At 68.7% G+C, this 25,351-nt stretch carries 24 protein-coding genes, 1 tRNA gene and 1 pseudogene; 12 read left to right on the top strand and 14 right to left on the bottom strand.

The genetic code is table 11. The features are described from left to right. Positions 1–65: 65 nt before the first annotated feature. On the bottom strand, positions 66–641 hold the full coding sequence (gene dcd, locus U9R90_RS16085) for a dCTP deaminase (protein WP_411057124.1): 576 nt from the start codon (positions 639–641) through the stop codon (positions 66–68). Positions 642–1,188: 547 nt separating this feature from the next. Between dcd and U9R90_RS16090 the strand changes: the two genes are divergently transcribed. Beyond that, a tRNA-Gly gene (locus U9R90_RS16090) sits at positions 1,189–1,259 on the top strand. A gap of 135 nt (positions 1,260–1,394) precedes the next feature. Here U9R90_RS16090 and U9R90_RS16095 read toward each other — a convergent pair. The 8 genes and pseudogenes from U9R90_RS16095 to U9R90_RS16130 form a co-directional block, all read right to left on the bottom strand. Next, a complete protein-coding gene (locus tag U9R90_RS16095; protein ID WP_411057125.1) occupies positions 1,395–2,162 on the bottom strand; it encodes a hypothetical protein in 768 nt (255 codons plus the stop codon). 2 nt (positions 2,163–2,164) lie between these two features. After that, on the bottom strand, positions 2,165–2,905 hold the full coding sequence (locus tag U9R90_RS16100; RefSeq protein ID WP_411057126.1) for a helix-turn-helix domain-containing protein: 741 nt from the start codon (positions 2,903–2,905) through the stop codon (positions 2,165–2,167). Between the two features lie 434 nt (positions 2,906–3,339). Next, positions 3,340–4,284, bottom strand: coding sequence for an ion transporter (locus tag U9R90_RS16105; protein ID WP_411057127.1), 945 nt, complete (start codon positions 4,282–4,284; stop codon positions 3,340–3,342). Positions 4,285–4,444: 160 nt separating this feature from the next. Beyond that, a complete protein-coding gene (locus U9R90_RS16110) occupies positions 4,445–5,464 on the bottom strand; it encodes a hemolysin family protein (RefSeq protein WP_411057128.1) in 1,020 nt (339 codons plus the stop codon). Beyond that, complete coding sequence (locus U9R90_RS16115; RefSeq protein ID WP_411057129.1) at positions 5,461–6,831, bottom strand: hemolysin family protein; 1,371 nt, start codon at positions 6,829–6,831, stop codon at positions 5,461–5,463. Before U9R90_RS16115 ends, U9R90_RS16110 begins: the two co-directional genes overlap by 4 nt. Before the next feature lie 350 nt (positions 6,832–7,181). Beyond that, positions 7,182–8,351, bottom strand: a complete 1,170-nt coding sequence (locus tag U9R90_RS16120; RefSeq protein WP_411057130.1) for an acyltransferase family protein — start codon at positions 8,349–8,351, stop codon at positions 7,182–7,184. A 130-nt stretch (positions 8,352–8,481) separates the two neighbouring features. Continuing rightward, positions 8,482–9,426, bottom strand: a pseudogene (locus U9R90_RS16125) (hemolysin family protein); the annotation flags it as partial. 301 nt (positions 9,427–9,727) lie between these two features. Continuing rightward, a complete protein-coding gene (locus tag U9R90_RS16130) occupies positions 9,728–10,357 on the bottom strand; it encodes a putative immunity protein (RefSeq protein ID WP_411057131.1) in 630 nt (209 codons plus the stop codon). A 58-nt stretch (positions 10,358–10,415) separates the two neighbouring features. Here U9R90_RS16130 and U9R90_RS16135 point away from each other — a divergent pair, with 58 nt between their 5' ends. Continuing rightward, entirely contained in the window at positions 10,416–13,067 is a 2,652-nt protein-coding gene (locus U9R90_RS16135) for an RICIN domain-containing protein (protein WP_411057132.1), read from the top strand. 66 nt (positions 13,068–13,133) lie between these two features. On the opposite strand, the gene U9R90_RS16140 is transcribed toward U9R90_RS16135, so the two are convergent. From U9R90_RS16140 to U9R90_RS16150, 3 genes are all read right to left on the bottom strand, one after another. Continuing rightward, complete coding sequence (locus U9R90_RS16140) at positions 13,134–13,466, bottom strand: hypothetical protein (protein ID WP_411057133.1); 333 nt, start codon at positions 13,464–13,466, stop codon at positions 13,134–13,136. 635 nt (positions 13,467–14,101) lie between these two features. Further along, entirely contained in the window at positions 14,102–14,317 is a 216-nt protein-coding gene (locus tag U9R90_RS16145; RefSeq protein WP_411057134.1) for a DUF6243 family protein, read from the bottom strand. 426 nt (positions 14,318–14,743) lie between these two features. Then, positions 14,744–15,631, bottom strand: a complete 888-nt coding sequence (locus U9R90_RS16150) for a LysR family transcriptional regulator (RefSeq protein WP_411057135.1) — start codon at positions 15,629–15,631, stop codon at positions 14,744–14,746. Positions 15,632–15,821: 190 nt separating this feature from the next. On the opposite strand from U9R90_RS16150, the gene U9R90_RS16155 reads away from it, so the two are divergent. The 4 genes from U9R90_RS16155 to U9R90_RS16170 all read left to right on the top strand — a co-directional run bounded on the left by U9R90_RS16155 (position 15,822) and on the right by U9R90_RS16170 (position 19,549). Beyond that, positions 15,822–16,466, top strand: a complete 645-nt coding sequence (locus tag U9R90_RS16155) for a hemerythrin domain-containing protein (protein WP_411057136.1) — start codon at positions 15,822–15,824, stop codon at positions 16,464–16,466. A 173-nt stretch (positions 16,467–16,639) separates the two neighbouring features. Next, positions 16,640–17,638, top strand: a complete 999-nt coding sequence (locus tag U9R90_RS16160; protein ID WP_411057137.1) for a GNAT family N-acetyltransferase — start codon at positions 16,640–16,642, stop codon at positions 17,636–17,638. A gap of 60 nt (positions 17,639–17,698) precedes the next feature. After that, positions 17,699–18,157 (top strand): VOC family protein, encoded by a 459-nt coding sequence (locus U9R90_RS16165; protein ID WP_411057138.1) that lies wholly within the window; start codon positions 17,699–17,701, stop codon positions 18,155–18,157. 144 nt (positions 18,158–18,301) lie between these two features. Continuing rightward, entirely contained in the window at positions 18,302–19,549 is a 1,248-nt protein-coding gene (locus tag U9R90_RS16170; RefSeq protein ID WP_411057139.1) for a glycosyltransferase, read from the top strand. 144 nt (positions 19,550–19,693) lie between these two features. Here the strand turns inward: U9R90_RS16170 and U9R90_RS16175 are convergent, their stop codons facing one another. Next, complete coding sequence (locus U9R90_RS16175; RefSeq protein WP_411057140.1) at positions 19,694–19,996, bottom strand: transcriptional regulator; 303 nt, start codon at positions 19,994–19,996, stop codon at positions 19,694–19,696. Next, a complete protein-coding gene (locus tag U9R90_RS16180) occupies positions 19,993–20,301 on the bottom strand; it encodes a hypothetical protein (RefSeq protein ID WP_411057141.1) in 309 nt (102 codons plus the stop codon). The genes U9R90_RS16175 and U9R90_RS16180 overlap by 4 nt, the downstream gene beginning before the upstream one ends. Positions 20,302–20,952: 651 nt before the next feature. Between U9R90_RS16180 and U9R90_RS16185 the strand changes: the two genes are divergently transcribed. The 6 genes from U9R90_RS16185 to U9R90_RS16210 all read left to right on the top strand — a co-directional run bounded on the left by U9R90_RS16185 (position 20,953) and on the right by U9R90_RS16210 (position 25,249). Next, the gene (locus tag U9R90_RS16185; protein ID WP_411057142.1) at positions 20,953–21,681 is read left to right on the top strand and encodes a DedA family protein; all 729 of its coding nucleotides are present in this window, start codon (positions 20,953–20,955) and stop codon (positions 21,679–21,681) included. After that, positions 21,678–22,355, top strand: coding sequence for a response regulator (locus U9R90_RS16190; RefSeq protein ID WP_411057143.1), 678 nt, complete (start codon positions 21,678–21,680; stop codon positions 22,353–22,355). The genes U9R90_RS16185 and U9R90_RS16190 overlap by 4 nt, the downstream gene beginning before the upstream one ends. 253 nt (positions 22,356–22,608) lie before the next feature. Then, on the top strand, positions 22,609–23,772 hold the full coding sequence (gene lxmK / locus U9R90_RS16195) for a class V lanthionine synthetase subunit LxmK (protein WP_411057144.1): 1,164 nt from the start codon (positions 22,609–22,611) through the stop codon (positions 23,770–23,772). Next, a complete protein-coding gene (locus U9R90_RS16200) occupies positions 23,769–24,710 on the top strand; it encodes a T3SS effector HopA1 family protein (RefSeq protein WP_411057145.1) in 942 nt (313 codons plus the stop codon). Before lxmK ends, U9R90_RS16200 begins: the two co-directional genes overlap by 4 nt. Positions 24,711–24,807: 97 nt before the next feature. Further along, positions 24,808–25,014: an LxmA leader domain family RiPP gene (locus U9R90_RS16205; protein ID WP_411057146.1), complete on the top strand. Its 207-nt coding sequence runs from the start codon at positions 24,808–24,810 to the stop codon at positions 25,012–25,014. A 58-nt stretch (positions 25,015–25,072) separates the two neighbouring features. Beyond that, on the top strand, positions 25,073–25,249 hold the full coding sequence (locus U9R90_RS16210) for a hypothetical protein (RefSeq protein ID WP_411057147.1): 177 nt from the start codon (positions 25,073–25,075) through the stop codon (positions 25,247–25,249). The last annotated feature ends 102 nt before the right edge of the window (positions 25,250–25,351 follow it).

Genomic DNA, 25,351 nt, shown 5'->3' on the forward strand with positions numbered 1-25,351 from the left:
CCCGCCCACAGGAGAGGGCCGGAACCCGAGGGGGTTCCGGCCGGAGAGCCGGACGGCACGCCCGACTACACCTGCGTGCGATGGAACTGAAGATACGAACGCGAGGCCGTAGGCCCGCGCTGCCCCTGGTACCGGGACCCGTACCGGTCGCTCCCGTACGGGAACTCGGCCGGCGACGACAGCCGGAACATACACAGCTGGCCGATCTTCATCCCCGGCCACAGCTTGATCGGGAGTGTCGCGAGGTTCGAGAGTTCGAGCGTCACATGCCCGGAGAATCCGGGGTCGATGAACCCGGCGGTGGAGTGCGTCACCAGCCCCAGCCGCCCCAGGCTCGACTTGCCCTCCAACCGGCTGGCCAGGTCATCAGGGAGCGAGATGACCTCATACGTCGAGGCGAGCACGAACTCACCCGGGTGCAGGATGAACGGCTCGTCACCCTCCGGCTCGACCATCCTGGTCAGGTCGGCCTGCTCGACGGCGGGGTCGATATGCGGATAGCGGTGGTTCTCGAACACCCGGAAGTAACGGTCAAGCCGCACGTCGATGCTCGAGGGCTGCACCATGGATTCGTCGTACGGATCGATCCGCACTCGCCCGGCGTCGATCTCGGCCCGGATGTCTTTGTCAGAGAGAAGCACGCCCCGAGGATACGCAGAGCGCGCGGGCCCGCCGCAATCCGACTCCGCGACGACCCCGCGCGCTGACCCCGCAGGCCTCTCCACCTACGGCCCTGTCTGCCCTATCCCTATGCCTATCCCTATGCCTATCCCTGTCCCGCTCCCGCTCAACGGCGGGCCGGCTCCACCGGCACGGCATGCCGGAGCCGAGCACAGCGCGGGCAGCGGATCAGCCGCCCTGGCCCGATGCGCTCGGCACCGAGCTGCTGCATCGGAAACGAAGCAGTGCTGAACACGTGCCCCTCGGCACAACGGACGACGGTGCGCTCCATCAAGTCCTCGAGTCCCTTCCCCACAACCAGTGAGTCGCTGACGACGAAAGCTCACATTACGGGATGAAAGGGACGCCACTCCAGGCGGCACTCCGCGCCCCACGCTACGCCCCAACTCCCGCGCCCCGCAGCCTCATCTCCCGCCCTGGACACCACGAAGACCCCGCGGCAGATACACCGGGGGCCTTCGATGAGGTATCGTGTCCGAACGATGCGGCGAGCAAATCTCGCATCACGCGGGTGTAGTTTAATGGTAGAACATGAGCTTCCCAAGCTCAGAGCGCGAGTTCGATTCTCGTCACCCGCTCTTAAGATGAAAGCCCAGGCCAGGGATATGATCCCCGACCTGGGCCTTTGTGTTGTCTAGACCTATTCAGGAATCCTGCACCACTTGCGCACCACCTCGACGGCGACGAGGTCACGGGCGCTCGGCCGCCTCACATCACGCAGGCGGACACAAGATTGCGTACATGGCCTGGCCGTCAGTCCTCTCACCCTCGTCGGGCAGTTGACGCCACGCAGCATGCTGCGGATCATGCAGAGCTTTGGCGAACGCGAGCTTCTTACGGTCGCCCTTGTCGAGTTGATCTCTGAGTTGCAGCGGATTGGCGGGCAACGAGAGCAAGAACGCCAGATCGCGGTAGTGGCGCTCCGGTGAAGCGGTCTTGATGCTCACCGCCGCAGCCTTCGCCACGATCGCCCCCAACAGGCTGGGGCGATGGATCCGGCCGGTCCGCGGCCCCAGTTGCACACTCACAGCCTCGGTTCTCTGCGCGGCCTGCCGGCCGCCCGGCACCTCCAGTGTGCGGCCGGGCGGCGTCGTCGTGAGGTCTGCACGGGGGCCGAGATTGTCGGGCGCCAGCAAATCCACCACTAACCGCTGCGGCTCCACACCACGCTGATAGCGGTGCAACAGGTTGTCCTGCGGCGACATGCCTGCAGGGGAGAACCCAAGCCGTTCCAGCGCCGCGACCAAACGACGCAAGCTCTGCTGGTCCGACTGCACGTCAGCCAGGACATCCAAGTCGGCGCTCGCCGCCGGTGGGGTCCGACCATGCTCCAGGCCGTGCAGGAGCACCATCTGCCCACCGATCAGCGACCACGCATCCGGCACCTGCTCCGAAAGATCGAACAGTACGCCCCACAACTCCACCAGCGGACCGGTGAACAGGTCCGACTCCAGTCGCACGCCGGGCAATTCAGCCGCCATGATCACACCCTCCGAGGCTGTGCGTAGCGAGTCAGCAGAGGCTCAAGCAACCCAGCTGCGGCAGCGTCGGCTCGGCCCTCGTGGCGGTCCAGCAAGTCGGCCACCACTACTGAGGCGGGGGCGTCGTGACCCTGCCCAGGCGTCTCAGACCTTGAGGTCAGGAACGACCACATCTCCGCCGGGGGAATTCGGGCCAAGACATTGCCCCGCTCTTCATCACGGACCATGCCGAACTCGGCTTCCAGCTTGTCGACCCTGTCGGGATGCACGTAGATCTCCGCATGGCCGAGAGAGATGTAGTCTGCCCCCGCCTGCGCCGCAGCGCTCACTCCCCCCCTCACCACATCCTGAGCGGCGAGCAAAGCTGGCAGTACGCCTGAATGCACGCGGTACGAGCGAACCTCAGCGCGGGCGGCAAGAAGCTCCCGGAGCAAGGCCGGAGACAGTTGCCCGTGGGCAAGGAGGTTCCGCAACCGCGTCCTCACCCGAGACTTCTCGGCATCGGACAGGCTCACCGGCTGATGGCCGTCCAGCACCGCCAGAGCGCCCCATGCATTGCGGGCCGACAGCGGTCTCCGCGAACGAGGGCCCCGGTCCTTGCGATCCCGGACACTGTCCCCGGCAACCAGCCAACGACCACCGACTCGCTGCCCTTGAAGCTTCCCGTCGTGCAGCAACTGACGGACACGGGAATCATCCACCCCGAGCAGGGCCGCAGCCTCCTTCACCGACAGCAGTTCCATGACCATCTCCTTGCGCCTCCCCTCGCGAAGCCAGGAGGGAACACGCAAGCAGTCTCCTACCCAGATCCCCTTGCGTCAAGCCTCACGTTTTCAGGAGGCAAGGCGCAACCATTGAGGCAGGGATGTGCCGCACGACCTAGACCAACGGAACGTGTGCCCTATCCGTGCCCTTCGGAGCGGCCAACAGCGGTCAATCCGGGTGCGGGCGAACCCTCGAGACAACTCTCTCGGCAGATCGTTTCCGCAGGTCAGATGCCATATGGACGGCCTGCACGTCATAGATTCCCAAGCTCAGAGCGCGAGTTCGATTCTCGTCACCCGCTCCATAACGAAGGCCCAGGTCGAGGACCTGGGCCTGTTTGTTGTCCAGGCCATTTTCGCCGCGTCTGGCACTGCACCGTCTCGCATCACGAGATCGGCTTCGGCGACCTGAATCACGTCGCGGCGCTGGGCGGGGTGTGTGTCTGCCCCGAAGTGGACGGCGCGGTCCCTCCACCTTCGCGCGAGCAGGGCACGGGCAAGTTCTGCAGGCTCTCCTCCAGCTCGTCCAGGGCTCGTCGTGCCGCCACGATGCGGTCGCGCAGCCGATGCTCGGGGGCGTCCGTCGCCTCCGCCGGGGACCGCGCCGGCTGTGACTCCTCCTTCTCCATGTCCCTGGCCTCGTCGAGGGAGGTGATGACGACGCCGATGAGCACGTTGACCAGGACGAAAGAGGCGAGCAGGACGTAGGAGGCGTAGTAGAGGATGCTCCAGCGGGAGATCTCCAGGCCCGCGCGGACCGCGTCGCCAAGGCCGTCCAGGGTCATCAGGAGGAAGAGCGTGAGGACGGCACGGCCGATGGAGCCGAAGTGCACGGGGTCGTCGTCGGCGAAGAAGACCCAGCCCACCATCGCGTACACGTACAGCAGCAGCGCGCCCACGAACAGGAAGCTCACCGTTCCGGGCAGACTGCGGCCCACCGCGACGAGGACGATGCGCAGTTGGGGGAGAAAGCGGGCGGCGCGCAGTACGCGGGCCAGGCGCAGCATCCGCAGCACGGTCGCGTTCTCGCGCACGACGGGCAGGAACGCGCACAGGACCACGACGAGGTCGAAGAGGTTCCACGGGTCGCGGAAGAAGTCTCCGGGGCGGTCGGCGTGGGCGGCGGCGCGCAGGAGGATCTCCAGCGTGAAGACGGCCAGGAAACCGTGCTCGACGAGCTTCAGTTCCTCGTGCCAGCGGTGCACGACGCCGGTGTATGTCTCGACGCCGAGCACTGCCGCGTTGGCGAGGATGAGCGCGAAGACCGTGACGGCGAACCATCTGGCCCCGGTGATCGCTCGGCAGCGTTCGGCCAGGGCGCCGCGGGCCCTTAAGCGCGTGGTTTCCCCATCCGTCATCGCGCGTACCCGGCTTCCCTCTCCGCAGTGCCTGTGCAGCCCACCAGAAGTTGATCTTAACCGGCTCGCTTGCCCCGGTCGTGCTATCGGGGTGAACTCCCTGGTTGCGCCAGGGAGTTATATGCCGCTCGCCGTCCCTGGGCGACAACCTCCCTGTTCCCTACGCCGCCTGTGGATGCAGCAGGCGGGCCAGGAGGTCGTCGAGGGTGACCATGCCGGTGAGCCGGCCGGTGTCGTCGCTGACGACGGCAAGAGAGGCACGCCACTCGCGCAGCTGCTCGATGGCGTGGCCGACCGTGTCCTGTCCGGTCAGTTCCGGCACCGGGCGGGCGAGTTCCCGGGCGGTCGCCGCCCGGCCCCGGGCACGGGCGATCAGCGCGTCGCGGGCATGGACGGAGCCGACGACCAGCGGGCCGTCGAGCACCAGCAGACGGCTGCGGTCGTGCTCGGCCGCCGTGCCGAGGATGTCATCGACGTCGGCCTGCGCCGACACCGAGGTGATCTGACTGGCGGGCGTCTGGAGGTCGCCAACGGGCGTGTGCGGCTCGATGAGGGAATTGGTGATCAGGTCGGAGTCGGCCTCGCTGATCAGGCCGAGGCGCTCGGACTCCTCGACGAGGTGGGTGAGCTGCTCGCGGTTGTGGACCGATGCGAGTTCGTCGCGCGGGGTGACCCGGCACATCCGCACGAGGGCGTTGCTGACTTTGTTGAGCAGCCAGATGAGGGGACGTACGACCTTCACCAGCGCCCGGAAGGGCGGCGAGAGCAGCATCGCCGAGCGCTCGGGATGGGCGATCGCCCAGGACTTGGGGGCCATCTCGCCGACCACCATGTGCAGGAACACCACCACGGTCATCGCGAAGGCGAAGGAGACGCCGTAGCTCAGCCCGCTGGGCAGCCCCGCCTTGTGCAGCAGCGGGTCGAGTTCGTGCGAGATCGCGGGCTTGGAGATCGAGCCGAGGCCCAGGGTGCAGACGGTGATGCCGAGTTGGGCGCCCGCGAGCATCAGCGACAGCTCTCGCATCCCGGCCAGTGCGGCCTTGGCTCCGCGCTTCCGCTCGGACGCCGCCTTCTCCATCCGATGCCGCTTGGCGGCGACAAGAGCGAACTCGGCGGCTACGAAGAAGCCGCTGCCGATCAGCAGAACGACGGTGACGAAGAGCGCGATCGGGAAACTCATGCCAGTTCCTCCTTGCCCGCAGCGCTCTCACTCGGAGCGCTCTCACTAGAGGCGCCCTGAGCGGCCCGGCGCTCCAGGCGGATCTTCTCGGGCACGTGGCGGTCGAGGCCGCGTACGTCGATGACGGCCGTGCCGCCGTCGGGCAGGTCGACCGTGACGCGGTCGCCGACCGCCGGGAAGCGGCCGAGCCGGTCGACGATCAGGCCCGCGACGGTGTCGTAGTCCTCTTCCTCGGGCAGCCCGATGCCGGTGGCCTCGGCGACCTCGTCCAGGCGGCGTCCGGCGTCCACCAGCCAGCCGTCCCCGTCGGCGACGGCGAGTTCGACGACGGTGTCGCTCTCGTCGGCGATGTCCCCGACCAGTTCCTCGGCGATGTCCTCGTACGTGACGATGCCCGCCACGCCTCCGTGCTCGTCCAGAACGACGGCGAACTCGTCGTCCCGTTCGCGCATCCGCGTGACCGCGTCCGGCAGTTCCAGGGTGTCCGGCAGCAGCAGCGGCTGACGGGCAAGCGCGCCCGCCGTCGTGCCGGTCAGGCTCTCGGCCGGCAGTCGCGTCAGCTCGCGGACACCCAGCACGCCGCCGATGTCGTCGGGGTGGTCGCCGAGGACGGGGTAGTTGGAGTGGCCGTGCTTGGCGATCAGTTCGACCACGTCGGCCGCGCTCACGTCCTTGCGGACGAAGACGGCGTCGGCGCGCGGCACCATCACCTCGTCCAGGGTGCGCTCGGAGAACTCCAGGGCGTGGTCGAGGAGTGCCGCGGTGTCCTTGGGCAGCTCGCCCTGCTCGTGGGACTCGCCGATGAGGTGGCCCAGCTCCTCCAGGGTCGCACCGTGGTGCAGCTCCTCGACCGGTTCGATCCCGACGCGGCGCAGCAGCCTGTTCGCGGCGCTGTCGAAGATCCGTACGACGGGCCCGACGATCTTCAGATACGCGAGGGTGGAGGAGGCCAGTGACTTGGCGAGCCGCTCGGGCACGGCGAGTGCGAGGTTCTTCGGAGCGAGCTCGCCCAGGACCATCTGCACGACGGTGGCGAGGACGAAGGCGAGGACCACGGAGATGCCGCTGACGGCGCCGTCCGGGATGCCCATCCCGTTCAGCACGGGCCTGAGCAGCGCGGACACCGACGGCTCGGCGATGAAGCCGACGACCAGACCGGTCACCGTGATCCCGAGCTGCGCGCCCGACAGCATGAAGGACAGCCGTTCAAGGACCTTCAGGGCGCGGGCGGCGCGCTTGTCACCCGCTTCGGCCTCACGGGCCAGAGCGAGGCGGTCCGCGGAGACGTAGGCGAATTCCTGGGCGACGAAATAGCCCGTACCGGCGGTCAGGACGAAGACGGCCAGCAGGCCCAGCGCGGCACTCATCGGTGCGTCATGGGAGAGAGGGCATCCTGCCGCCTGTCGTGATCAGCGAGATCACCCGGGGTCTGGCGGGAAGGTCGGGGTCTGTGCCCCGGATGGTCCGTCGGTCTGGCGGACAAGTGCTGCTCCTTGAAATGGATCGGTTCCTATGGAACGGGTCTCGTGGCGGGGGAGTTCCCCCCGCCACGAGGGGCCTGCCCAGGTCAGTGACGAGATGCGGCCCGTTCGCGGTCCCTGGCGAGGGCGGCGGCGTCGCGTTTGAAGGCCCACTCCATCTTCGGCTCCATCGNCGGTTCCTATGGAAGGGGTCTCGTGGCGGGGGAGTTCCCCCCGCCACGAGGGGCCTGCCCAGGTCAGTGACGAGATGCGGCCCGTTCGCGGTCCCTGGCGAGGGCGGCGGCGTCGCGTTTGAAGGCCCACTCCATCTTCGGCTCCATCGAGAAGCGGAACATCCGCCGCACCGGTGGCGTGCACAGCAGTGTGATCACCGTTCCGGCGATGACGGTCACCACGATCTCGCCGAGCGGTTGGTGCACCCAGGCGGCGTCGTACCAGTCCCAGAAGCGGGAGCCCTTGGCCAGGAAGCCGTGCAGCAGGTAGCCGTACAGCGTGCCGGCGCCGAGCGCGGTGAACCACAGCTTCCGGCCGGGGACCCAGGCGAAGAAGCAGGCGACGAGGACCAGGGAACAGCCGAACATCGCCAGCGTCATCACGCCCCCCGCCCAGCCGGGCGCGGCGAGCTCCTGGGCGCTGTCGCGGCGGTAGAACCAGGCCGCGTTCATCCGCTCGGCCGCCCGGTACGCGAAGACCAGGGCCGCCGCGAAGACCGGCAGGGCCAGGATCCGCACGTCCTTGCGGCGTACCAGCTGGAAGTGCTCCGGCTTCAGGCGGAGCCCAAGGACGAAGAAGGGCAGGAACTGCAGCACCCGCTGCAGATCGAGGTCGTCGCCGATGTCCGGGGACACCGACGCCAGGACGGCGATGGCGACGGCGAGCGACAGCGGCCAGCGCACCATCTTCCACAGCGGGGTGGTCAGCCGCCAGATGAACAGCGCGGCCAGGAACCAGGTCAGGTACCAGGGGTCGAGCAGGCTGATCGGATACGTCGGGTCGTCGTCCGCCCACCGTTTGAAGAAGGTGTACGCGACCTCGAAGACCACGTACGGCACCGCGATCCCGGTCACCAGGCGCTTGAGGCGGTCCGGGCTGGCGTCGAAGCTGCGGGAGAAGTAGCCGGAGATGACGATGAACGCCGGCATGTGGAAGGTGTAGACGGTGATGTACAGCGCGGCCGCGGCCCGGCTGTCGTCGCGCAGCGGCTCCCATGCGTGCCCCAACGCCACCAGGACGATCGCCAGGTACTTGGCGTTGTCGAAGAACGCGTCCCGCTGCTTGGCCGGCCTGTCGGCCCCCGCCGCCGACCCGCCCTGAGCGGCCCCGCCACCGGAGTCCTTCTCGGGGGCGGGCCACTGCGGGGGAAGCGGCGTCGCGTGGCGGCTCGTCGGCCGCAACGTCTTGCTCACGATTGCTCCTGCGGGGAACCTCGGCGCGTCCATCCACGTCTAACGGGGGTTACGGGAGTCACGTCGTAGCAGAACATCCCCGGCACCCTAGCCACACACCTACAGCCCCGTAAAACGTCGCTGGGTGTGACTAGGCGTACGGCGGGCCGACCAGCTCCGACAGCACGTCCTCCATGGTGACGAAGCCGAGTACAGCGCCCGTCTCACCGGTCACCGCGACCAGGTGGCTGCCCACGGCCCGTAGCGCGGTGAGGGCGTCGTCGAGCGGGGTGTCGATGCGGACCTGGGTGACCGGGCGCAGGGCGGTCGCCGGAAAGGGGGCGTCGCGGTCGGCGACGCCGAGGGTGTCCTTGATGTGGAGGTAGCCGCGCAGCGTGCCGTGCGGGCCGGTGACCGGGAAGCGGGAGAACCCGGCATCGGCCGCCACTCGCTCCAGTCGCGCCGGGGTGATGGTGTGATCGACGGTGCGCATCCCGGCCGTCGGGACGAGGATCTCGCCGACCGGCCGGGTGCCCAGTTCCAGCGCGTCACGCAGGCGTTCGGCGTCGGCGGCCGAGAGCAGTCCGGCCGCGCTGGAGTCGCGCACCATCCGCGCGAGCTGGTCGTCCGTGAACGCCGACTCCACCTCGTCCTTGGCCTCCACCCTCAGCAGTTTCAGCAGGGCGTTGGCGAAGGCGTTGATGCCGAAGACGACCGGCCTGAAGGCGCGGGTGAGCGCGACCAACGGCGGCCCCAGAATCAGCGCCGTCCGCACGGGCGCGGCGAGCGCGATGTTCTTCGGGACCATCTCGCCGATCAGCATGTGCAGATACGTCGCCACGGTCAGGGCGATGACGAACGCGATCGGGTGGACCAGCGCGTGCGGCACGTGCGTGGCCTCGAAGACGGGCTCCAGGAGGTGCGCGATGGCGGGTTCCGCGACCGCGCCCAGAACCAACGAGGAGGCGGTGATCCCGAGTTGGGCGGTGGCCATCAGCGCGGAGATGTGCTCAACGCCCCAGAGCGTGGCGCGGGCGCGGCGGTTCCCCTCGGCGGCGCGGGGTTCGATCTGACTGCGGCGTACGGAGATCAACGACGACTGCCCCGCCCGCGAGGATGCCGCAGAGCCCGGCCCGCCGCGTGATTCGAGCCGCTGCCGGGCGGTCTCCGCACGGGCGTGCCCCGACCGCAGCTCAGAGCGTGAGCTCGATTCTCGTCATTGACTCCCCGACGAAGCGGGCGCCGCGGGTTCAGACAGGGAGGTTTGTGGTGAACGCCGTACCACTTCAAGGGCGATCGACAACCCCAGAACCCCGTTGCCCACCACGGCCAGGTCAGCCGTCACCTGACCCGCCACACCCGGACCTCCCCGCCTACGACCTTCGCCACAGCCGCGCTCAGCAGTCGAACACCGACCAGCAGATGTCGTTCCGCAGTCGCTGGTCGTCAAGTACGAGCTCGCGAATCGCCTCCGGGAGCTGGTCGCGCTGCCACTGGCACTCACGTCGCCCCGCGGCCTCGCTCTCGCCTTGTGGCGCGGCAGCGCGTGCGGCCTTGATCGCGTAGGCGGCCGCACCGAGCTCGTGCGCGGCGACGTGGGCCACGACTCCGGCCTGGCCAGCGGCATACGCGGCATGCCGTGCCGCGCCACGCAGGTCCCGAGCCGCGCCCTTGGCATGGCCGCCCGCCGCGCGGGCCCGCATCATCTTGACCTCGCCACGCACCCAGGCGTGGGCATACTCGATCGCCGCGACGATGCACGCCCCGACGCGAAGCCTGCAAACCAAGTGGTCGGAGTCCGCGGCGGTTCGTGTCGTCGGTATCCCCCGGCTTCGCTGTTCGGCAACCCGGTAGCCGAATGGCGGTCGTGCACTACGTGCCAAGGAGAAGTTGGGGATTCCGGCGCTGCCGAAGTTGGTCATCGCCAACGCGATGCCCAACACCAGCAGGATCCAGGCGCCAAGAAAGTTCCCGGCACAAGGCAACCCTTCGCGGGCCTGTGACCACAAGGAGTCGGATCCGGCCATTTCGGTAGCTGGATCCATCTTCCTCTGGTGAACGGCGCGCAAGGAGAACACCTCCCCCATGAAGAACCCCACGAACGGCGGGCGCCGCGGGCGCCACCGCCGTCGCTGGACCGCGACCGGTCTGCTGTTCGGCGTGCCCGCCATCGTCGTGCCGTACCTCCTGTTCGTGCAGGAGGACTCGCAGGCCGCGACGGTCGACGGCAATGCCTACTACCGGCTGGTTTCCGTACGCAGCGGCAAGGTGCTGGACGTCAACGCCTTCTCCACCGCCGACGGCACCCGCATCCAGCAGTGGACCGACCAGAACACCGGCAACCAGCAGTGGAAGCTGAGGCCCGCCGGGGACGGCTACTACGAGCTGGTGAACCGCAACAGCGGCAAAGTGCTGGGCGTAGCGGGCGATTCGACCGCCAAGGCGGCCGCCGCCGAGCAGCAGACCGACAGCTCCGCCACCTCCCAGGAGTGGCGGATCGACGAGGTGAGCGGTTCCGACGCCGTCACCTTCACCTCCCGCAGGAGCGGCCAGGTCCTGGACGTCTCCGGAGGCTCCAAGGCCGACGGCGCGGCAGTCATCCAGTATCCCGGCAAGGGCAGCACCAACCAGCAGTGGAAGCTGGTGAAGACGCCCGAGACCCAGGCGGGCGGGACCGGCGGGGGGCAGCCCACGCCCGCGGCCGGACCGTACGTGTGGAAGAACGCCGAGGTGGTAGGCGGCGGTTACGTCACCGGGCTGGTGTTCAACCCGCGCGCGAAGGGCCTGCTGTACGCGCGCACCGACATGGGCGGCGCCTACCGCTGGGACGCCGCGGCCGAGCAGTGGATCCCGCTGACCGACTGGGTCGGCGAGAAGGACTGGAACCTGCTGGGCATCGATTCGCTGGCCACCGACCCCGTCGACCCCGACCGGCTCTACCTCGCGGCGGGCACCTACACCAACAGCTGGGCGGGCAACGGCGCGATCCTGCGCTCCACGGACCGTGGCCGCACCTTCCAACGCACCGATCTGCCCTTCAAGCTGGGCGCCAACGAGGACGGCCGCGGGGCGGGTGAACGGCTGGCGATCGACCCCGCGGACCACGGCACCCTGCTGCTCGGCACCCGCAAGAACGGCCTGTGGCGCAGCACCGACCACGGCGTGACATGGAGTCAGGTCTCCTCGTTCCCTGTCAAGAACGGGGCGAGCAGCGGCGCGGGCATCTCGTTCGTGACGTACGGCCCGGCCGGAAGCAAGACGGTCTATGCCGGCGTCGCCGACAAGTCCACCTCCCTGTACCGCTCCACCGACGGCGGCAGCACCTGGCAGGCTGTCTCCGGGCAGCCCACCGGCCAGATGCCGCAGCATGGCGTGCTCTCCGGTGACGGCGCGCTGTACCTGACGTACGCCAACTCCGTCGGGCCCAGCGGCGCGACGGCGGGTTCGGTGTGGAAGTACACGACGGGTGGTGGGTCGTGGAAGAACGTCTCTCCGTCCAAGGGCAGTTACGGGTTCTCCGGTCTGGCCGTCGACCCGCGGAAGCCGTCCACGGTGATGGTCACCACCCTCGACCGCTGGTGGCCCGAGGACGAGCTGTACCGGACCACCGACGGCGGCACGACCTGGAAGGCACTCGCCGCGAAGTCGGTGCGGGACGCCTCCGCCGCGCCTTACGTCGGTACCGGCACCGGGCACTGGATGACCGCCCTGGCCATCGACCCCTTCAACTCCGGGCACGTGCTGTACGGCACCGGCAGCGGCATCTGGCGCAGCAAGGACGCCACCTCCACCGACAGCGGCGGCACCAGCCACTGGACCGCGGGGGCCCGAGGTCTTGAGGAGACCGCGCTGATGGACGTGATCGCCCCGCCCGGCGGCGCCACCGCCATCACCGCCATGGGCGACCTGGGCGGTTTCCGCCACGACTCCCTGACCAAGGTGCCCGCCGGGCGGCTGGCGAACCCGATGATGATCACCAGCACCGACATCGATTTCGCCCAGTCCAACCCCTCGGTGATGGTCCGCGTCGGCCGTGGCGGCAAGAACGACGGCGCCTACTCCGCCGACGGCGGCAGCAGCTGGAACGGCTTCAAGGCAGAGCCGGTGGCCAGCGCCGACAGCGGGCATGTCGCGCTCTCGGCTGACGGCTCCGCCATCGTCTGGACCGAGGAAGGCCAGTCCCCGTACCGCTCGACCGACAAGGGGGCCACCTGGTCGAAGGTCAGCGGCCTGGGCACCGGCGCCGTCGTCGTCGCCGACCGCTCCTCAGCCAAGACCTTCTACTCACTGACCAACGGCACGCTCTACGCCAGCACCGACGGCGGCGCGACCTTCACCGCCCGCGCCACCAGCCTGCCCGCCGGCCGGCTCACGGCCGTCCCCGGCATCAGCGGAGACCTGTGGATCGCCAGCGATGCCAAGGGGCTGCTGCACTCCCCCGACGGCGGCCGCACCTTCACCACGCTCAAAACGGTGCGGTCCGCCTCCGCCCTCGGCTTCGGCAAGGCCGCCCCGGGCGGCTCCTACCAGGCCCTGTACCTGATCGGTACGGTCAAGGACGTCACCGGAGTCTTCCGCTCCACCGACAAGGGCGCCACCTGGCTCCGCGTCAACGACGACGCCCACCAGTGGGGCGCCATCGGCAGCTCCGGCGTCATCACCGGCGACCCCGACACCTACGGCCGCGTCTATGTCGGCACCAACGGACGCGGCCTCCAGTACGGCGACCCGTCCTGACCCAGGCGCCCGAGCGGGGCCGCAGGCACAACACCTGCGGCCCCGCCACCAGCCATGTGCGGCCGCTCAATCCCACTCGCAGCCGATGCCGTCACCATCGGCGTCGAGGTTGTGGGGGTCGCCACCGCTGACATCGACGGGGCCGGGCAGGTCCGGGCAGTCGACGTCGGGAACGCCTGCGGGCGGTCCCGGTGGATAGGTCCGCCGGGGCTCCGGCGCCGGGCTGTCCACACGTCGCACATCGGCATCGACTATGACCCCGCCCTTGACCGTGTATGTCCCGGCGAAGGAGCGCACGGTCCCGTCTGTTCGCAGCGCGTCGAGCGTGACCGTCACGACGCTGCCGCGGGCATCGACGATCTGGACGGTGTCATGGACAGTGTCAGCAAATCCTGCCACGAAGGACGCGTAGGAGCGGTCAAGATTCTTGCCTCCCAGGTCCCACGCCCGACGGTAGTCCCCTGCGTTGATCGCCGCGAAATACCTCTCGACGGTGGTGACGGCATCAGCGGTAGGTGCGGGCGGGGGCGGCAGCTTGGGCGTCGGGGACGTCCTGGGTGTCGTGGGCGCCTTGGGTGTGGTGGGAGTAGGCGTCGGTTCGACGGTGATGGTCTCGGTACTGGTGACAGTCGAACCCGGGCTGGTCGGCCCCTGCTCACCGGACCCGCCACAAGCGGCGGCTCCCCCCACCGCCATGGCCCCTGCCAGGAGAACAACAGCGCCTTTGGAGAGGACCCGCATCATCTCTGCATCACCTCGGCGGGTTGCTCTCTCTAGTGTGCGGCACAGCGAGGTCGACGCGCACAGCGGCCCGCCACCCTGGCGGACACCTCCCGGAAGACCACGATCAAGATCCGCACCGACCAGCGTCTGATCCGCGGCCCGAGCTCCGACACCAGCGAGCGCACTGTGCTGGCGTTGACTCAGCCTGTTCTGGAGTCCCGCACCACTTGCGCACCACCGTGATGGCAACCCGGCCTCGGCCATCCCGGCAGGGCATGCCCCGTGCGGCGCCGCCCTGCGGCGGCGGTGCGTCAGCTCTGTGCGGTGTCGTCGCCCATCTGCCCGGCGCCCTCAGCCGTGCCCGTCTTCTCGCGCATCTTGCGCACCAGCTCCGCCTTCCGGTCGGCGGCACTCTGGCGGTCGAGGTTGCGGTGCGGACCGTTGTTCTGGCGTTCGGCGCGGGACAGCTTCTTGCGCTGGCCGCCGCCTTGGCCCACGGGGTTGTTGATGTTCTTGCTATCGGTCACGGGTTCTCCCGGTAATGAGGTGAAGTGATCTACGGATTCATCGGTGGGGGACGGGCGGCGACGTCGGAGGACGTCAGCAGGTGCCCATCACGCGCTCACTCGTGAATCAGCGCCTGGAAGAACATGACAAAGACGTTACCCGGTTCCGTCGGCCTCGCACACCAGGGCTTTTCGGCGTCCCAGCAACGACATCGAGATCGACCTGGTCGGCGCCGACCGCCAGCCGGTGGCCAAGCAGCCGCTGATCGCGGTTTCCCGCAGCGGCGTCAACTGCGCCGGGCTCCAGGCGACGTACGGCCCGGACCAACCAATCACCGCGTGGCGCGCGGACTGAGCCACGCCACTACGTGCCAGTCAGGTCGGCGACCTGGAGGTTCGTTGTTGCCTGGACGGGTCGAGAAACGGAGTCTCGCGCCGCCGATCGCCTCACAACCGGAGTGCGCCGAGATCTCGCACCGTGTCGGCCAAGGCGCGGATGAGATCGTTCTCGGCTTCGGTCCGCCAGACCAGGACGAAGGTGAGGTCCTTCATGTCGGGGACGGGAAGAAAGCGGATGTTCGGCATGCCCCAGTACCTGGTGACATGGCCGGGGAAGGGGTGGATGATCTCGCTCATGCCGACCCGGCTGATCAGCTCATCGCCGTTGTCCACCGCTATGAGGCGCTCGATCGGCCGGCCTCGTGGGGTGTGGAAGGGCAGGTAACTGCCCTCCCAGTAGTCCGGCAGGCCGAGGGCAGTGGCGTGCGGAAACTCGGCGAGCAGCTCCAACGGTACGGAGTCCCGTTGCGCGAACCGGTGGTCGGCGGCCACGGCGAGGACCCGGGAGTCGGTACAGAAGGTCGGACCGACGGTGAGGTCCGGCTCCTCGACCGGCAGCCAGGCGACAAGGACGTCCATGGCACCAGAACGGAGCTGGCCGAACACATCAGTGAGGGTCGCGAGGCGGATCTGGAGTTCCCATTGCGGGTACCGCGAGCGGAACGTCTTCCAGTAGGGGTGCAGATCGACGACGTTGAAGGGCAGCATCGTGACGCGGAGCTGCGCGGTGATCCCGCGGGCGGCCCGCCGGGCGCGCTCCAGGGAGTCGTGCAGGCCCGTGTAGACCGGTTGCAGATCGTCGCGGAACTGTCGGCCGACCTCGGTCAGGCACACCGTGCGGCTGGTGCGGGTGAACAGCTCAGCGCCGATGCGCCGCTCCTGTTTCTTGATGGCCTGACTGACGCGTGCCTGGGAGACGTGCAGCCGCTGTGCGGTCCGGCCGAAGTGCAGCTCCTCGGCCAGCACCAGGAAGATCTCGATGTCCCGCAGCTCCATCGGCTCCCCAACCCCCCTCGATAACCCAGCGGTTATCGAACCGCGCGGAAGTTTACGTTGATCACGATTGCGACCCGTAAGAAGGTCGAGGGTATGCAACCACGCCTGAAGAAACCGGTGTTCGTACAGCCGGACGCGCTCACGAGCATCGGCACGTTCTTCACGTCGGTCAACCAGGGTGCCGTCTCCGATGAGCGATGACATCGACCTGACCGCGATGTACACGATGCACGATGCCCTGCGCCGGGAAATGGCCCAACTGGACCGGATCACCACCGACACGGACCGTGACCCCCGGCAGTTGCCGACCACTGTCGGATGGACGCTGTTCAAAAAGGCTCTCCACGCCCACCACACGGCCGAGGACGACGCACTGTGGCCGGCGCTGCGTCGACGTCTGGCCGGCCGCCCGAAGGACCTGGCTCTTCTGGAGGCGATGGAGGCCGAGCACACCGCCATCGCCCCGCTGATCGAGGCCATCGACGCGGCGCTCGCCGACCCCGAGGTCAGCCGGCTGCGGTTGGGCGTTCTGACCGACGCGCTGACCACCGGCCTGGCCGGGCACCTCCAGCACGAGGAGGACGCGGCCCTGCCGCTGGTCCGGCGGGCGTTGACGGCCGAGCAGTGGGGCCACTTCGGCCAGGTCCATGCCCAGCTGATCGGCCCGGACGCACCACTCTTGCTGCCGTGGCTGCTGGACGGCGCCGACGAGCCGACGGTCGAGAAGCTGCTCGCTCCGCTGCCCGTATCCGTCCACGCCGTCTGCACCGCCGAGTGGGCCCCGGCATACACCAGCCTGGACCGCTGGAGTCCTGGCACCGCTCCGACGCACTGACACCGGCTGCCACGCCCCGCGGAGCGTCGCGTCGACTGATGTCGCAAGGGCCGGACGCCGACCGGGGGCACCGAACCCCCGCTTGTGCGTACGGCGTACGGCGTACGGCATGTGTGCGCAACGTCCGGAACCCGGACTTACGTTCCCCTCACAAGATCCCTGGAGTCATCGCCTTGTCCGAGCACATCCGCCTCACTCCGTCCCACAACATCTCGGCCGCCGACGCCGCCGCCTGGCACCGGGTCGTCGCCGCCTCGATGGCCCGCGACCTGCCGGGAGTACCGCCTCCCGGCCCCGAGCAGATCCACGCCCAGCTCACCAAGCCCCCGCTGAACAGCCGCCGGCTGACCTGGCTGGCCACCGGGTCGCAGGGCAGCCCGGTCGGAGTCGCGGGCCTGCGACTGTTCACCTCCCCGGGGCGGAGTCACCTGGCCGAACTGGAACTCCACGTCGACCCTGCGCACCGGCGCCTGGGCACCGGCTCCCTCCTGCTGTCGGCGGTCGTGGCGGCCTGCCGTGCCGAGGGCCGACGCAGCCTGATCGTCGAAGTGGCGGCCGACAGTCCGGGCGAAGCCTTCTGCGAAAAGCGGAACTTCCGCCAGGCACTGGCCCTTGACCATCTGCTCCTGCACCTCGACCAGTTGGACGAGGCCGCCGTTCTCCAGGCCGCCGAGGCCGAGCACCCGGGCTACCGGCTCACCGGCTGGACCGGCACGGTGACCGACGACCTCGCCGTCGCCTTCGCGGCCGCCAAGAACGCGATGAACGACATGCCCGTCGGGGACCTGGACTACGGCACCGTGGCCTGGGACGCCGACCGCGTACGGGCCATGGCCGGGGTGATCGCCGACCGCGGCGACACCCTGCTGACCCTCGCCGCCGTCCACGACGACGGCGCCATGGCCGGGTACACCGAGATCGTTCTCCCGCAAGGCGCGCCCCGGGCGCAGCAGTACGACACCGCCGTCGTGCCCGCGCACCGCGGCCATGGTCTCGGGCTGTGGCTCAAGGCCGCCATGGTGCGCCGACTGCGTGCCGCGCACTCCGGTGTCGTCGAGATCGAGACCGACAACGCCGAGGACAACGTCCACATGCTGGCCGTCAACCACCAGTTGGGGTTCCGCTCCTACCGGCGCACCCGCGAGTTCCAGCTCGACCTTCCCGTTGCCTGATCCCCTTCTGGCCCCTTCCGATCCCTCCGATCCCTTCCGATCCCTTCCCGAGGAGCCGCCGTGAACGTCTCAGCCTCCACCCTCTCCCTCACCGTCGCCGACGTCGACGCCTCCCGTGACTTCTTCCGCACCCACCTCGGCTACGAGGTGGCCATGGCCGACGAAGGCTTCGTCTCGCTGACCCGCGCGGACGCCGCCGTCGACATCGTCCTGCTGCGCAAGGGCACCGAGGTCCTCCCCGCCGAGCAGCGGGACCGGGAGGCAACCGGCCTGATCCTCGCGTTCACGGTCACCGGCCTCGACGCCGAGGAGGCCAGGCTGCGCGCGGCGGGCGCCCCCATCACCATGCCGCTGCGCGAAGAGCCGTGGGGCGAGCGCCTGTTCCAGTTGACCGACCCCAACGGAGTCGTCGTCCAGCTCGTCGAATGGGCCGTCTCCGACCCCGGCACGGTCGTCACCGTCTCCCCGAACGCCACCATGACGGGCCTCGCGGCGCCCAGCGGCGGACCCAGCGCCTAGACAGAGAGCACCCTCGCACTGCCCTGGACTCGGTGACCGCCGCTGCTTCGCACAGCAGGTGTCCCCCAGAGGCTTCCGACAAGCCTCTGGGGCTTGACCAGAATCGTCGGCCACGGCCGGAATCCATGAAATGAGAGTTGCGAAATGCGTGTGTTGTTGATCGCGTGCGGGTCGCGCGGGGACGTCGAACCGATGGTCGGCCTCGCGGTGCAGTTGCGGGCGCTCGGCGCGGAAGTGCGGATGTGCGCGCCGCCGGACTTCACAGAGCTGCTGGACGGTGCCGGCGTCCCGATGATGCCGATCGGCCAGCCGCTGCGCCCGATGGTGAAGGGGGCGGTGACCGGGACGAAGCCGCAGCCGCCGTCGAGCCTGCCCCAGCGCGCGGCCGAGATGGTCGCCACGACCTACGACGCGGTCGCCCCGGCGGCCGCGGGATACGACCTGGTGGTGGCGACCGGCTTGATCCCGGCCGCGGCAGCCGCGCGGGCGGTGGCCGAGAAGCTGGGCATCCCTTACGTGTTCGTGGCCTACTTCCCGACGTACCTGCCCTCGCCGCACCACCCGCCGCTCGTGTGGCCGGGCCGGTCGCTCCCGCCGGAGGTGACCGACAACCGGGTGCTGTGGGACCTGAACACCGAGCACATGAACGAACTGTTCGGCCAGGGGATCAACACTCACCGTGAGTCGATCGGCCTGCCCCCGGTGGACAACGCTCGCGACCACGTCCTCACCGACCGGCCGTTGCTCGCTTCGGACCCGGTCCTCAGCCCGTGGCCGGAGCCCGCGGACCTCGACGTGGTGCAGACCGGAACGTGGTTCCGGCCGGAGGACGAGCGCCCGCTCCCGGCCGATCTGGAAGCGTTCCTGGAGGCCGGCACACCGCCGGTGTACGTGGGCTTCGGCAGCATCCCCATGCGCGACCCGGAGGACGTCGCCAAGGCGGCGATCGAGGCGGTCCGCGCGCAGGGCCGGCGGGTACTCGTCTCGCGCGGCTGGGCCGGCCTGGGCCTGACCGACGATCACGACGACTGCTTCGCCATCGGCGAGGCCAACCATCACGCACTGTTCCGCCGGGTGGCCGTAGTCGTGCACCACGGCGGCGCGGGCACCACGACCACCGCCGCCCGAGCCGGCGCGCCCCAGGTGGTGGTACCCCAGTTCGCGGACCAGCCGTACTGGGCCGGCCGGGTGGCTGAGCTGGGCATCGGCGCGGCCCACGACGGTCCGACTCCGACCACCGAATCCCTGTCGGCCGCGCTCAGGACGGCCCTGACCCCCGAGACCCGCGCACGAGCGACCGCCGTGGCCGCCACGATCCGCGCCGACGGGGCGACGGTGGCCGCGAAGCTGCTGCTCGACGCGACTGGCGGAGAAAGGCCGCCCGTGTCGTGATGAACCACCACGTGCCACTGCGTGGAATCGCGCCGCAGGCACCCCCGCCAGCGCGCCGACCGGGTATCGCATGTACGGCGGGGACGCGGTGAAGCTTCTGGCCTTGGAGGAGTCTTACAGGCCCCCGACCAAGGCATAGGGGGTTCACTTGCTCGTTTGTGCCATCTCGACAATGCGGCGAAGTTCGAGAATGTGGCCGGCTAGCGCCTGTTGGCCTTCGGGGGTGAGCGCGAGCCAGGTGCGCGGGTGAGAGCTGCCGCGGGCCTTTGTGACAGAGACATAGCTCGCCACCTGAAGGACCTTGACCTGTTTACTCAGAACCGAGTCGCTTACCCCGAGGGCATCGCGAACCACGGAGAACTCCATGGCGTCGACGGCGGCGAGCATGGTGCAGATCCGCAACCGGTTCGGGGCGTGGATCAGTTCGTCGAAGGCCGCGTCGGTCATCGTCCGGCCCGGACGTCGTGCCGTGCGGCCGCGTCGACGCGGTATCCCACGACGATGGTGAGCACCCCGGCCACCAACCCAGCGCCGGCGATAGCCCAGCGCACCCCCGCGCCCCACTCCAGACCCATCCCCGTCACCACGACGAGCAGGAAGGCCAGCACATAGATCCCGAAGAGCCTGGTGGCGCCGGGAGTGGCCGTATAGCGCTCGAAGGAGACGCCCGTCGCCCTCCGGACGGCCAGCCCGAGGCCGACCATCACGCCGACGAACAGCGGCACGGCCCACGAGGCCATGCGCAGGCTCATCGAGAGGAACATGAGTGCAACCGTGAGCCCCATCCCTACGTGGTACCACCAGGGGCTGGCGACATGTGCCGCCGCCTGAGTCCGGGACGCGGCGACCGCGTCGAGGGCCGCGCGTGCGGAACCGGCGTCCAAGCCATGGGAGTTGCGTGATGCGTTTTCCATAATGGAAAGCATGGCAGACACTTTCCATCACGGCAAGTGGTGCTGTCGGGCGCGATCCGCGGGGTGGGCGGCCGCCCTGCGGCGCGGCTGCCTTGATGCCTACCAGGCGTCCGAGGGGACGTCTGGGCGTAACGGACATACCTCAGAGAGTTATCGTTGAAGTCGGCCTCTGGCCTGTGTAATGATCGCAAATGTTGCTGCTGACCACAGCCAACGCACCAATTTCGCTAGACGGGGGACGTTGAAGCGTGTTTATTTTGCTGTCGCGAGTGGACTGGTCTGGAGCGCGTCGCCAAGGGCGATTTGCGGCTCCCTGAAGCCCCTTCCCAGTCAGAGCCTCGCGGTGATTGATCGCATCGGTGGACGTTCCGTGCCATCCGCCCGTGCGCCTGGCTGGGTACGTGAGGTTCCTGGCGAATCAGACAGGGCGCGGCAGCGTGACCGCGACAGCTGATTCGCTGTACACGCGTTCGTACTGTGAGGTCCCGCTTGACCACCGAGACCCAGCGCGATCGTGTCGGCAAATCCCGTCCACTCGACAAACCTTGGCTGCCCTGGGGCGGCACACCCTCGTCGAGGGACCTGTTTTGCTGGTACGGCATATGGCTGGTATTCGCCTATTCATTCGCTATGTGGCCGCTCAAGCCATGGCTGATCGGCACGAATCCCGTACTCCTGGAGGCATTGACCGGAACGCAGAGTGCGATGGCCATCGCGGGCGCGTTCGCCCGCGTCGGTGAGGCCCCGCTGGCCCTGGTGATGGCCGCCGGCATCTTCGGGATGATGAAGTTCTCCTGGGTGTTCTGGCTGGCAGGCCGGCTGTGGGGCGAAAATGTGGTGCGGCTCTTCGCAGGCTCCCAGCAGGGCGGCCGGGCCAGGCGCCGCCTCGATCTCCTCAGCCGCGACACACCGGCGAGGCGATGGATCATCGGGGCGGCTGTCGTACTGGAGCCGCTGCCGCTCGTGCCGGGTCCGGTGGTGTTCGCCTCGGCCGGCTGGGTGGGCATGGGCCTGCCGACCTTCCTCCTCCTCAACCTGATCGGCGTGGCTGCCTGGACCGGATTGTTCGTCGGCCTCGGCTACGCCATCGGGCAGCCAGCAGTGGACATAGCCGAGACCGTCTCGGAACATGCCGTCTGGGTTTCGCTGGCCGTCATCGTCGGCGGCCTTGTCGTCCAGACGGTGATCAGCCGCATTCGGGCCGGGAGGCGATCGTGACCCTCACCCTCATCGTCAACGACGATCCTCTGCTGCGGGCCGGACTGCGAATGATCATCGAGTCCGCCGACGACCTCGAAGCTCAGGACGCAGGAGGAGCCGAGGCCCTCGCCGAGGCGCGGCGGTGCCGCCCCGACGTCGTACTGCTCGACATCCGGACGGGGGCCACGAACGGCTTGGCGCTGCTGGAAGACCTGTTGGACCTGCCCAACCCGCCTCGGGTGGCGGTACTGTCCTCGCCCTCGGTCGGAAAGTCCGTCCTCACCGCACTGCGTATGGGGGCAGCGGGCTGCCTGCTGAAGGACACCGGCCCCAGGGAGCTGCTGGCGTCGGTCCGCGCTCTCGCTGTCGGTAGCACCGTGCTGTCCACTCTGGCCTCCTCCCTCCTGATGGCGGAGCTGGAGGACGATGTGCAGTTCTCCGACGCCTCCTCGGAGGCCCGTCGGATGACCGCGTCGCTGACCGCACGCGAGCACGAGGTGCTGGCCATGATCGCCGAGGGCCTGTCCAACGCCGACATCGGGCGTCGGCTGCTGCTGGGCACCGGGACGGTCAAGGACTGTGTCAGCGACATCTTCAACAAACTCGGAGTCGTCAATCGCGTACAGGCGGCGGTGATCGCCTACCGGGCACGGCTGCCCATGAGCGCACCCCCGACGTCTGAAGCTGCCTGACGGCAGCCCCGTACCGATTCAGTGAGCTCCGGCGGTGACACCGCCGGAGCTCACTGTTTTCCGAAGACCCATCCGTCGGCCCACCGGTCGGACGCGGCGCGCCAGTCGACTGGCGCCACCCTGCCTTCGACTGACGCCATCTCGCCCTTGTTCACCGCCACTTGACTGGCGACAACAGACCAATGGCGGCTGGTCCGGCCCACCGAAACCCGGAAATACTCGTCCCAGTAAGCAAGAGTGAAACGGGGGAGATATGCCGGGGCTTGATCTGGATGGATCCAGCGGAACCCTCGCTGCGGAAAAGGAGCAAGCCGAGTCCAAGACCCTCCCCGCGTTCCGGCCGGTGGACCTGGACGCGTTCCCGGAAGTGGACGCTCTGCTGAGTCGACTCGGGTTCGGCGCCTTCGTACGTGATTCGGTGTCCGCACCGGTTGGCCGGAACCATGCCTGGTCCGGGCGCACGGAAAGCGGTCGCCAGGTATTCGTCAAATGTCTTGTGGGCACCGCGCCAGATGTGCAGGCCCGAATGCGCCGGATGCTGGCGTTCGAGGACTTCGTGGGCAGCGTGCCCGAACTGGCCGGCCATGTCCCGGCACTGCTCGGCTGCGACCGGGATGCGGGACTGGTGGCCTTCGACCACGTGACGGCGAAAAGCGGTGCCGAGCTGATGGTCGATGAGACCTTCGGCGAGGAACTCGCCTTCACCGTCGGGCAGAAGATCGGTTCACTGCACGCGGCCGCCCCCGTCGGCGAGTTGGACACCACGCTGCCCGCATTGCCGGACCCCGGCCTGCTGCACGCGCTCCCCCTGGCCACGTACAACGAGCTCAGCTTCGCCGAGCTGGAGGCGTGGCGGCTCCTGCAGCACGACATCGGTCTCCGTGAAGGTCTGGAAAGACTGCGGAAGTGGGAGGAGGAAGCGCCGCGCGTCCCTTCCCACTGCGACTTCCGGGTGGACCAACTCCTGGTCCTGGACGACGGATCCCCCGTGATCGCGGACTGGGAAGAGTTCCGCTCCGCGGATCCGGCCCGCGACGTGGGCGCCTTCGCCGGTGAATGGCTGTACCGCTCAGTTCTCGACATAGTCACCAACCGGGGAGACGGCGGTGCGCAGTTCCCCGACGTCGAGTTGACCCACGACCAGGTACTGACGCGCGGCGCCGAGAAGATAGAGCGCCTGCTCCCGCTGGTACGCCAGTTCTGGTGCGGCTATCTGAGCCGGCACCAGGCAGACCCCGGCTTTTCCGGCCGGGCCACGGCATTCGCCGGCTGGCACCTGCTGGATCGGCTGGTAGCCGGCGCGGCGCAGGGGCAGCGGTTGTCCGGGATCGAGCGGGCCGCCGCAGGAATCGGCCGCGGCGCCCTGATCACACCGCACAAGTTCGCTGCCATTCTCGGATTTGAGGAAACGCAATGAGTGACATTCCCGTTTCCCGTGCGCTACTCGACGCCGCCGGCCTTGTCCACGTGGCCGCGGACCGTTCCAGCGCCACGGTGGGGGAGCAGCGTATCGAGGCGGAGACACCCAGAGAGCTGCGCCGTCTGCTGTCCGACGCGCTCTACCACGAGCTCCACGCGGGGCTGTCGATGGCGGACACGTCACTCCCCTTCCGGCTGCGCGACGCCGCGTTCGAGGGCGAGCTCGCCAAGGGCGTGCCGCACCGGGAGACGGTGACTCGCGGCCTGGTACGGGTGGCCGGGGAGGAAGCGCATGTGGTCGAGCTCAGCGGAGTCCTCGTACGCGTGCCGGCCGACCGGGTGCGCGCCGAAGGGGCTGTCGTCTCCGGCAGCGTCGCCGACGTGGTCAACACCTCTATGAGGCCGGGGCTTTCGCCCGGTTTCTTTCTGGTCGAAGGCACACGGCCGCACCGATCCGCCGATCTTCTGCGCGTCTACATCCACATCAAGGAGTGGTCAGCGGCGCGGCAGGTCTGGCAGACAGTCCTCGACCACCTGGAGACACACGAGCTGACGTACCGGGCGAAGGTGGTCTCCAGCAAGCTCCTCTACCCCCGCCGCGATGCCCTGGTCGTCTATCTCGACCAGCGGGACCGGTACGCCGCAGCGGGTATCGCCGACGTCGTGGGCGGCCTGCCCGGCATCGGCGAGGAGACATCGGTGTTCACGCGCCGCCTGAGGCCCGGCGTGGCCATGGCCTGGGAGCCGCGCGACTCCTCCCCCGGCATGGACAGCCTGAGCTTCGGCCAGCACCGAGCCAGCGTGCTGGCGAAGGCCCTGGTGGAGACGGCCGAGGCGCCCGACTCGATCGCCGAGGTCCTCCACGACTGCCTGGTCGCGGCCAACGTCGACCCCTCCGACCCGTCCCGCAACGTGGACTCCCCTGACATCTCCTGACGCCCACGAAGCCGGCCCAGCCCCGAGCTGAGGTGCTTTCCAGGAGGCGTGATCGCGCCTCCTGGATTCATCTCAGAATCCGATGAAAGGAATATTCATGGAGAACAAGAGCGCGGTTATCACTGACCTCGTCGCCGGTTACAGCGCCTACACCGAGGCCGGTGAGCTCAACGTCAGCGCCGCCGCGGGCGCTCCGGCCACCACTTACATCTGCGCCTCCGTGGCCATCTCCCGCACCAGCTCGGTCAAGTGCAGCGCTGCCGTCAGCGCCGCCAGCGGTGCGACGTACGAGTGGACCTGCTGAGCAGCCTGAACCACTACTTCACGCAGTCAGTGCACGTCATCGACAAGGGGGTGAACAAATGAAGACCGACGCGATCATGGAACTCGTCTCGGGCTACGAGGCGTACGCCGGCTCCGACGAGCTGCAGATCAACGCGAGCGTCAACGCTCCGGCGAGCACCCCGGTCTGCGGGGCCGCGACCGTCTCGTGGGCCGCCAGCATGTTCTCGGCCAAGACCGTCAGGGACGGCTGCTGAGTATCCCTCCCGGGTGACCGAAACCGAAGGCTCCGGTCACCCGCCGGGGGGGGGGGGGGGGCCCGCCGGGGGCCCCCCCCCCCCCCCCCCCCCCCCCCCCCC

The organism is Streptomyces sp. E11-3 (assembly GCF_046540415.1).
Classification (GTDB): domain Bacteria; phylum Actinomycetota; class Actinomycetes; order Streptomycetales; family Streptomycetaceae; genus Streptomyces.

What these genes read in the sequence shown, in the direction of transcription:
- U9R90_RS16095 (WP_411057125.1), bottom strand. Translation starts at nt 2,162, where the DNA reads ATGGCGGCTGAATTGCCCGGCGTGCGACTGGAGTCGGACCTGTTCACC.
- U9R90_RS16100 (WP_411057126.1), bottom strand. Translation starts at nt 2,905, where the DNA reads ATGGAACTGCTGTCGGTGAAGGAGGCTGCGGCCCTGCTCGGGGTGGAT.
- U9R90_RS16105 (WP_411057127.1), bottom strand. Translation starts at nt 4,284, where the DNA reads ATGACGGATGGGGAAACCACGCGCTTAAGGGCCCGCGGCGCCCTGGCC.
- U9R90_RS16110 (WP_411057128.1), bottom strand. Translation starts at nt 5,464, where the DNA reads ATGAGTTTCCCGATCGCGCTCTTCGTCACCGTCGTTCTGCTGATCGGC.
- U9R90_RS16115 (WP_411057129.1), bottom strand. Translation starts at nt 6,831, where the DNA reads ATGAGTGCCGCGCTGGGCCTGCTGGCCGTCTTCGTCCTGACCGCCGGT.
- U9R90_RS16130 (WP_411057131.1), bottom strand. Translation starts at nt 10,357, where the DNA reads ATGGCCGGATCCGACTCCTTGTGGTCACAGGCCCGCGAAGGGTTGCCT.
- U9R90_RS16135 (WP_411057132.1), top strand. Translation starts at nt 10,416, where the DNA reads ATGAAGAACCCCACGAACGGCGGGCGCCGCGGGCGCCACCGCCGTCGC.
- U9R90_RS16150 (WP_411057135.1), bottom strand. Translation starts at nt 15,631, where the DNA reads ATGGAGCTGCGGGACATCGAGATCTTCCTGGTGCTGGCCGAGGAGCTG.
- U9R90_RS16155 (WP_411057136.1), top strand. Translation starts at nt 15,822, where the DNA reads ATGAGCGATGACATCGACCTGACCGCGATGTACACGATGCACGATGCC.
- U9R90_RS16170 (WP_411057139.1), top strand. Translation starts at nt 18,302, where the DNA reads ATGCGTGTGTTGTTGATCGCGTGCGGGTCGCGCGGGGACGTCGAACCG.
- U9R90_RS16175 (WP_411057140.1), bottom strand. Translation starts at nt 19,996, where the DNA reads ATGACCGACGCGGCCTTCGACGAACTGATCCACGCCCCGAACCGGTTG.
- U9R90_RS16180 (WP_411057141.1), bottom strand. Translation starts at nt 20,301, where the DNA reads ATGAGCCTGCGCATGGCCTCGTGGGCCGTGCCGCTGTTCGTCGGCGTG.
- lxmK (WP_411057144.1), top strand. Translation starts at nt 22,609, where the DNA reads ATGCCGGGGCTTGATCTGGATGGATCCAGCGGAACCCTCGCTGCGGAA.
- U9R90_RS16200 (WP_411057145.1), top strand. Translation starts at nt 23,769, where the DNA reads ATGAGTGACATTCCCGTTTCCCGTGCGCTACTCGACGCCGCCGGCCTT.
- U9R90_RS16205 (WP_411057146.1), top strand. Translation starts at nt 24,808, where the DNA reads ATGGAGAACAAGAGCGCGGTTATCACTGACCTCGTCGCCGGTTACAGC.
- U9R90_RS16210 (WP_411057147.1), top strand. Translation starts at nt 25,073, where the DNA reads ATGAAGACCGACGCGATCATGGAACTCGTCTCGGGCTACGAGGCGTAC.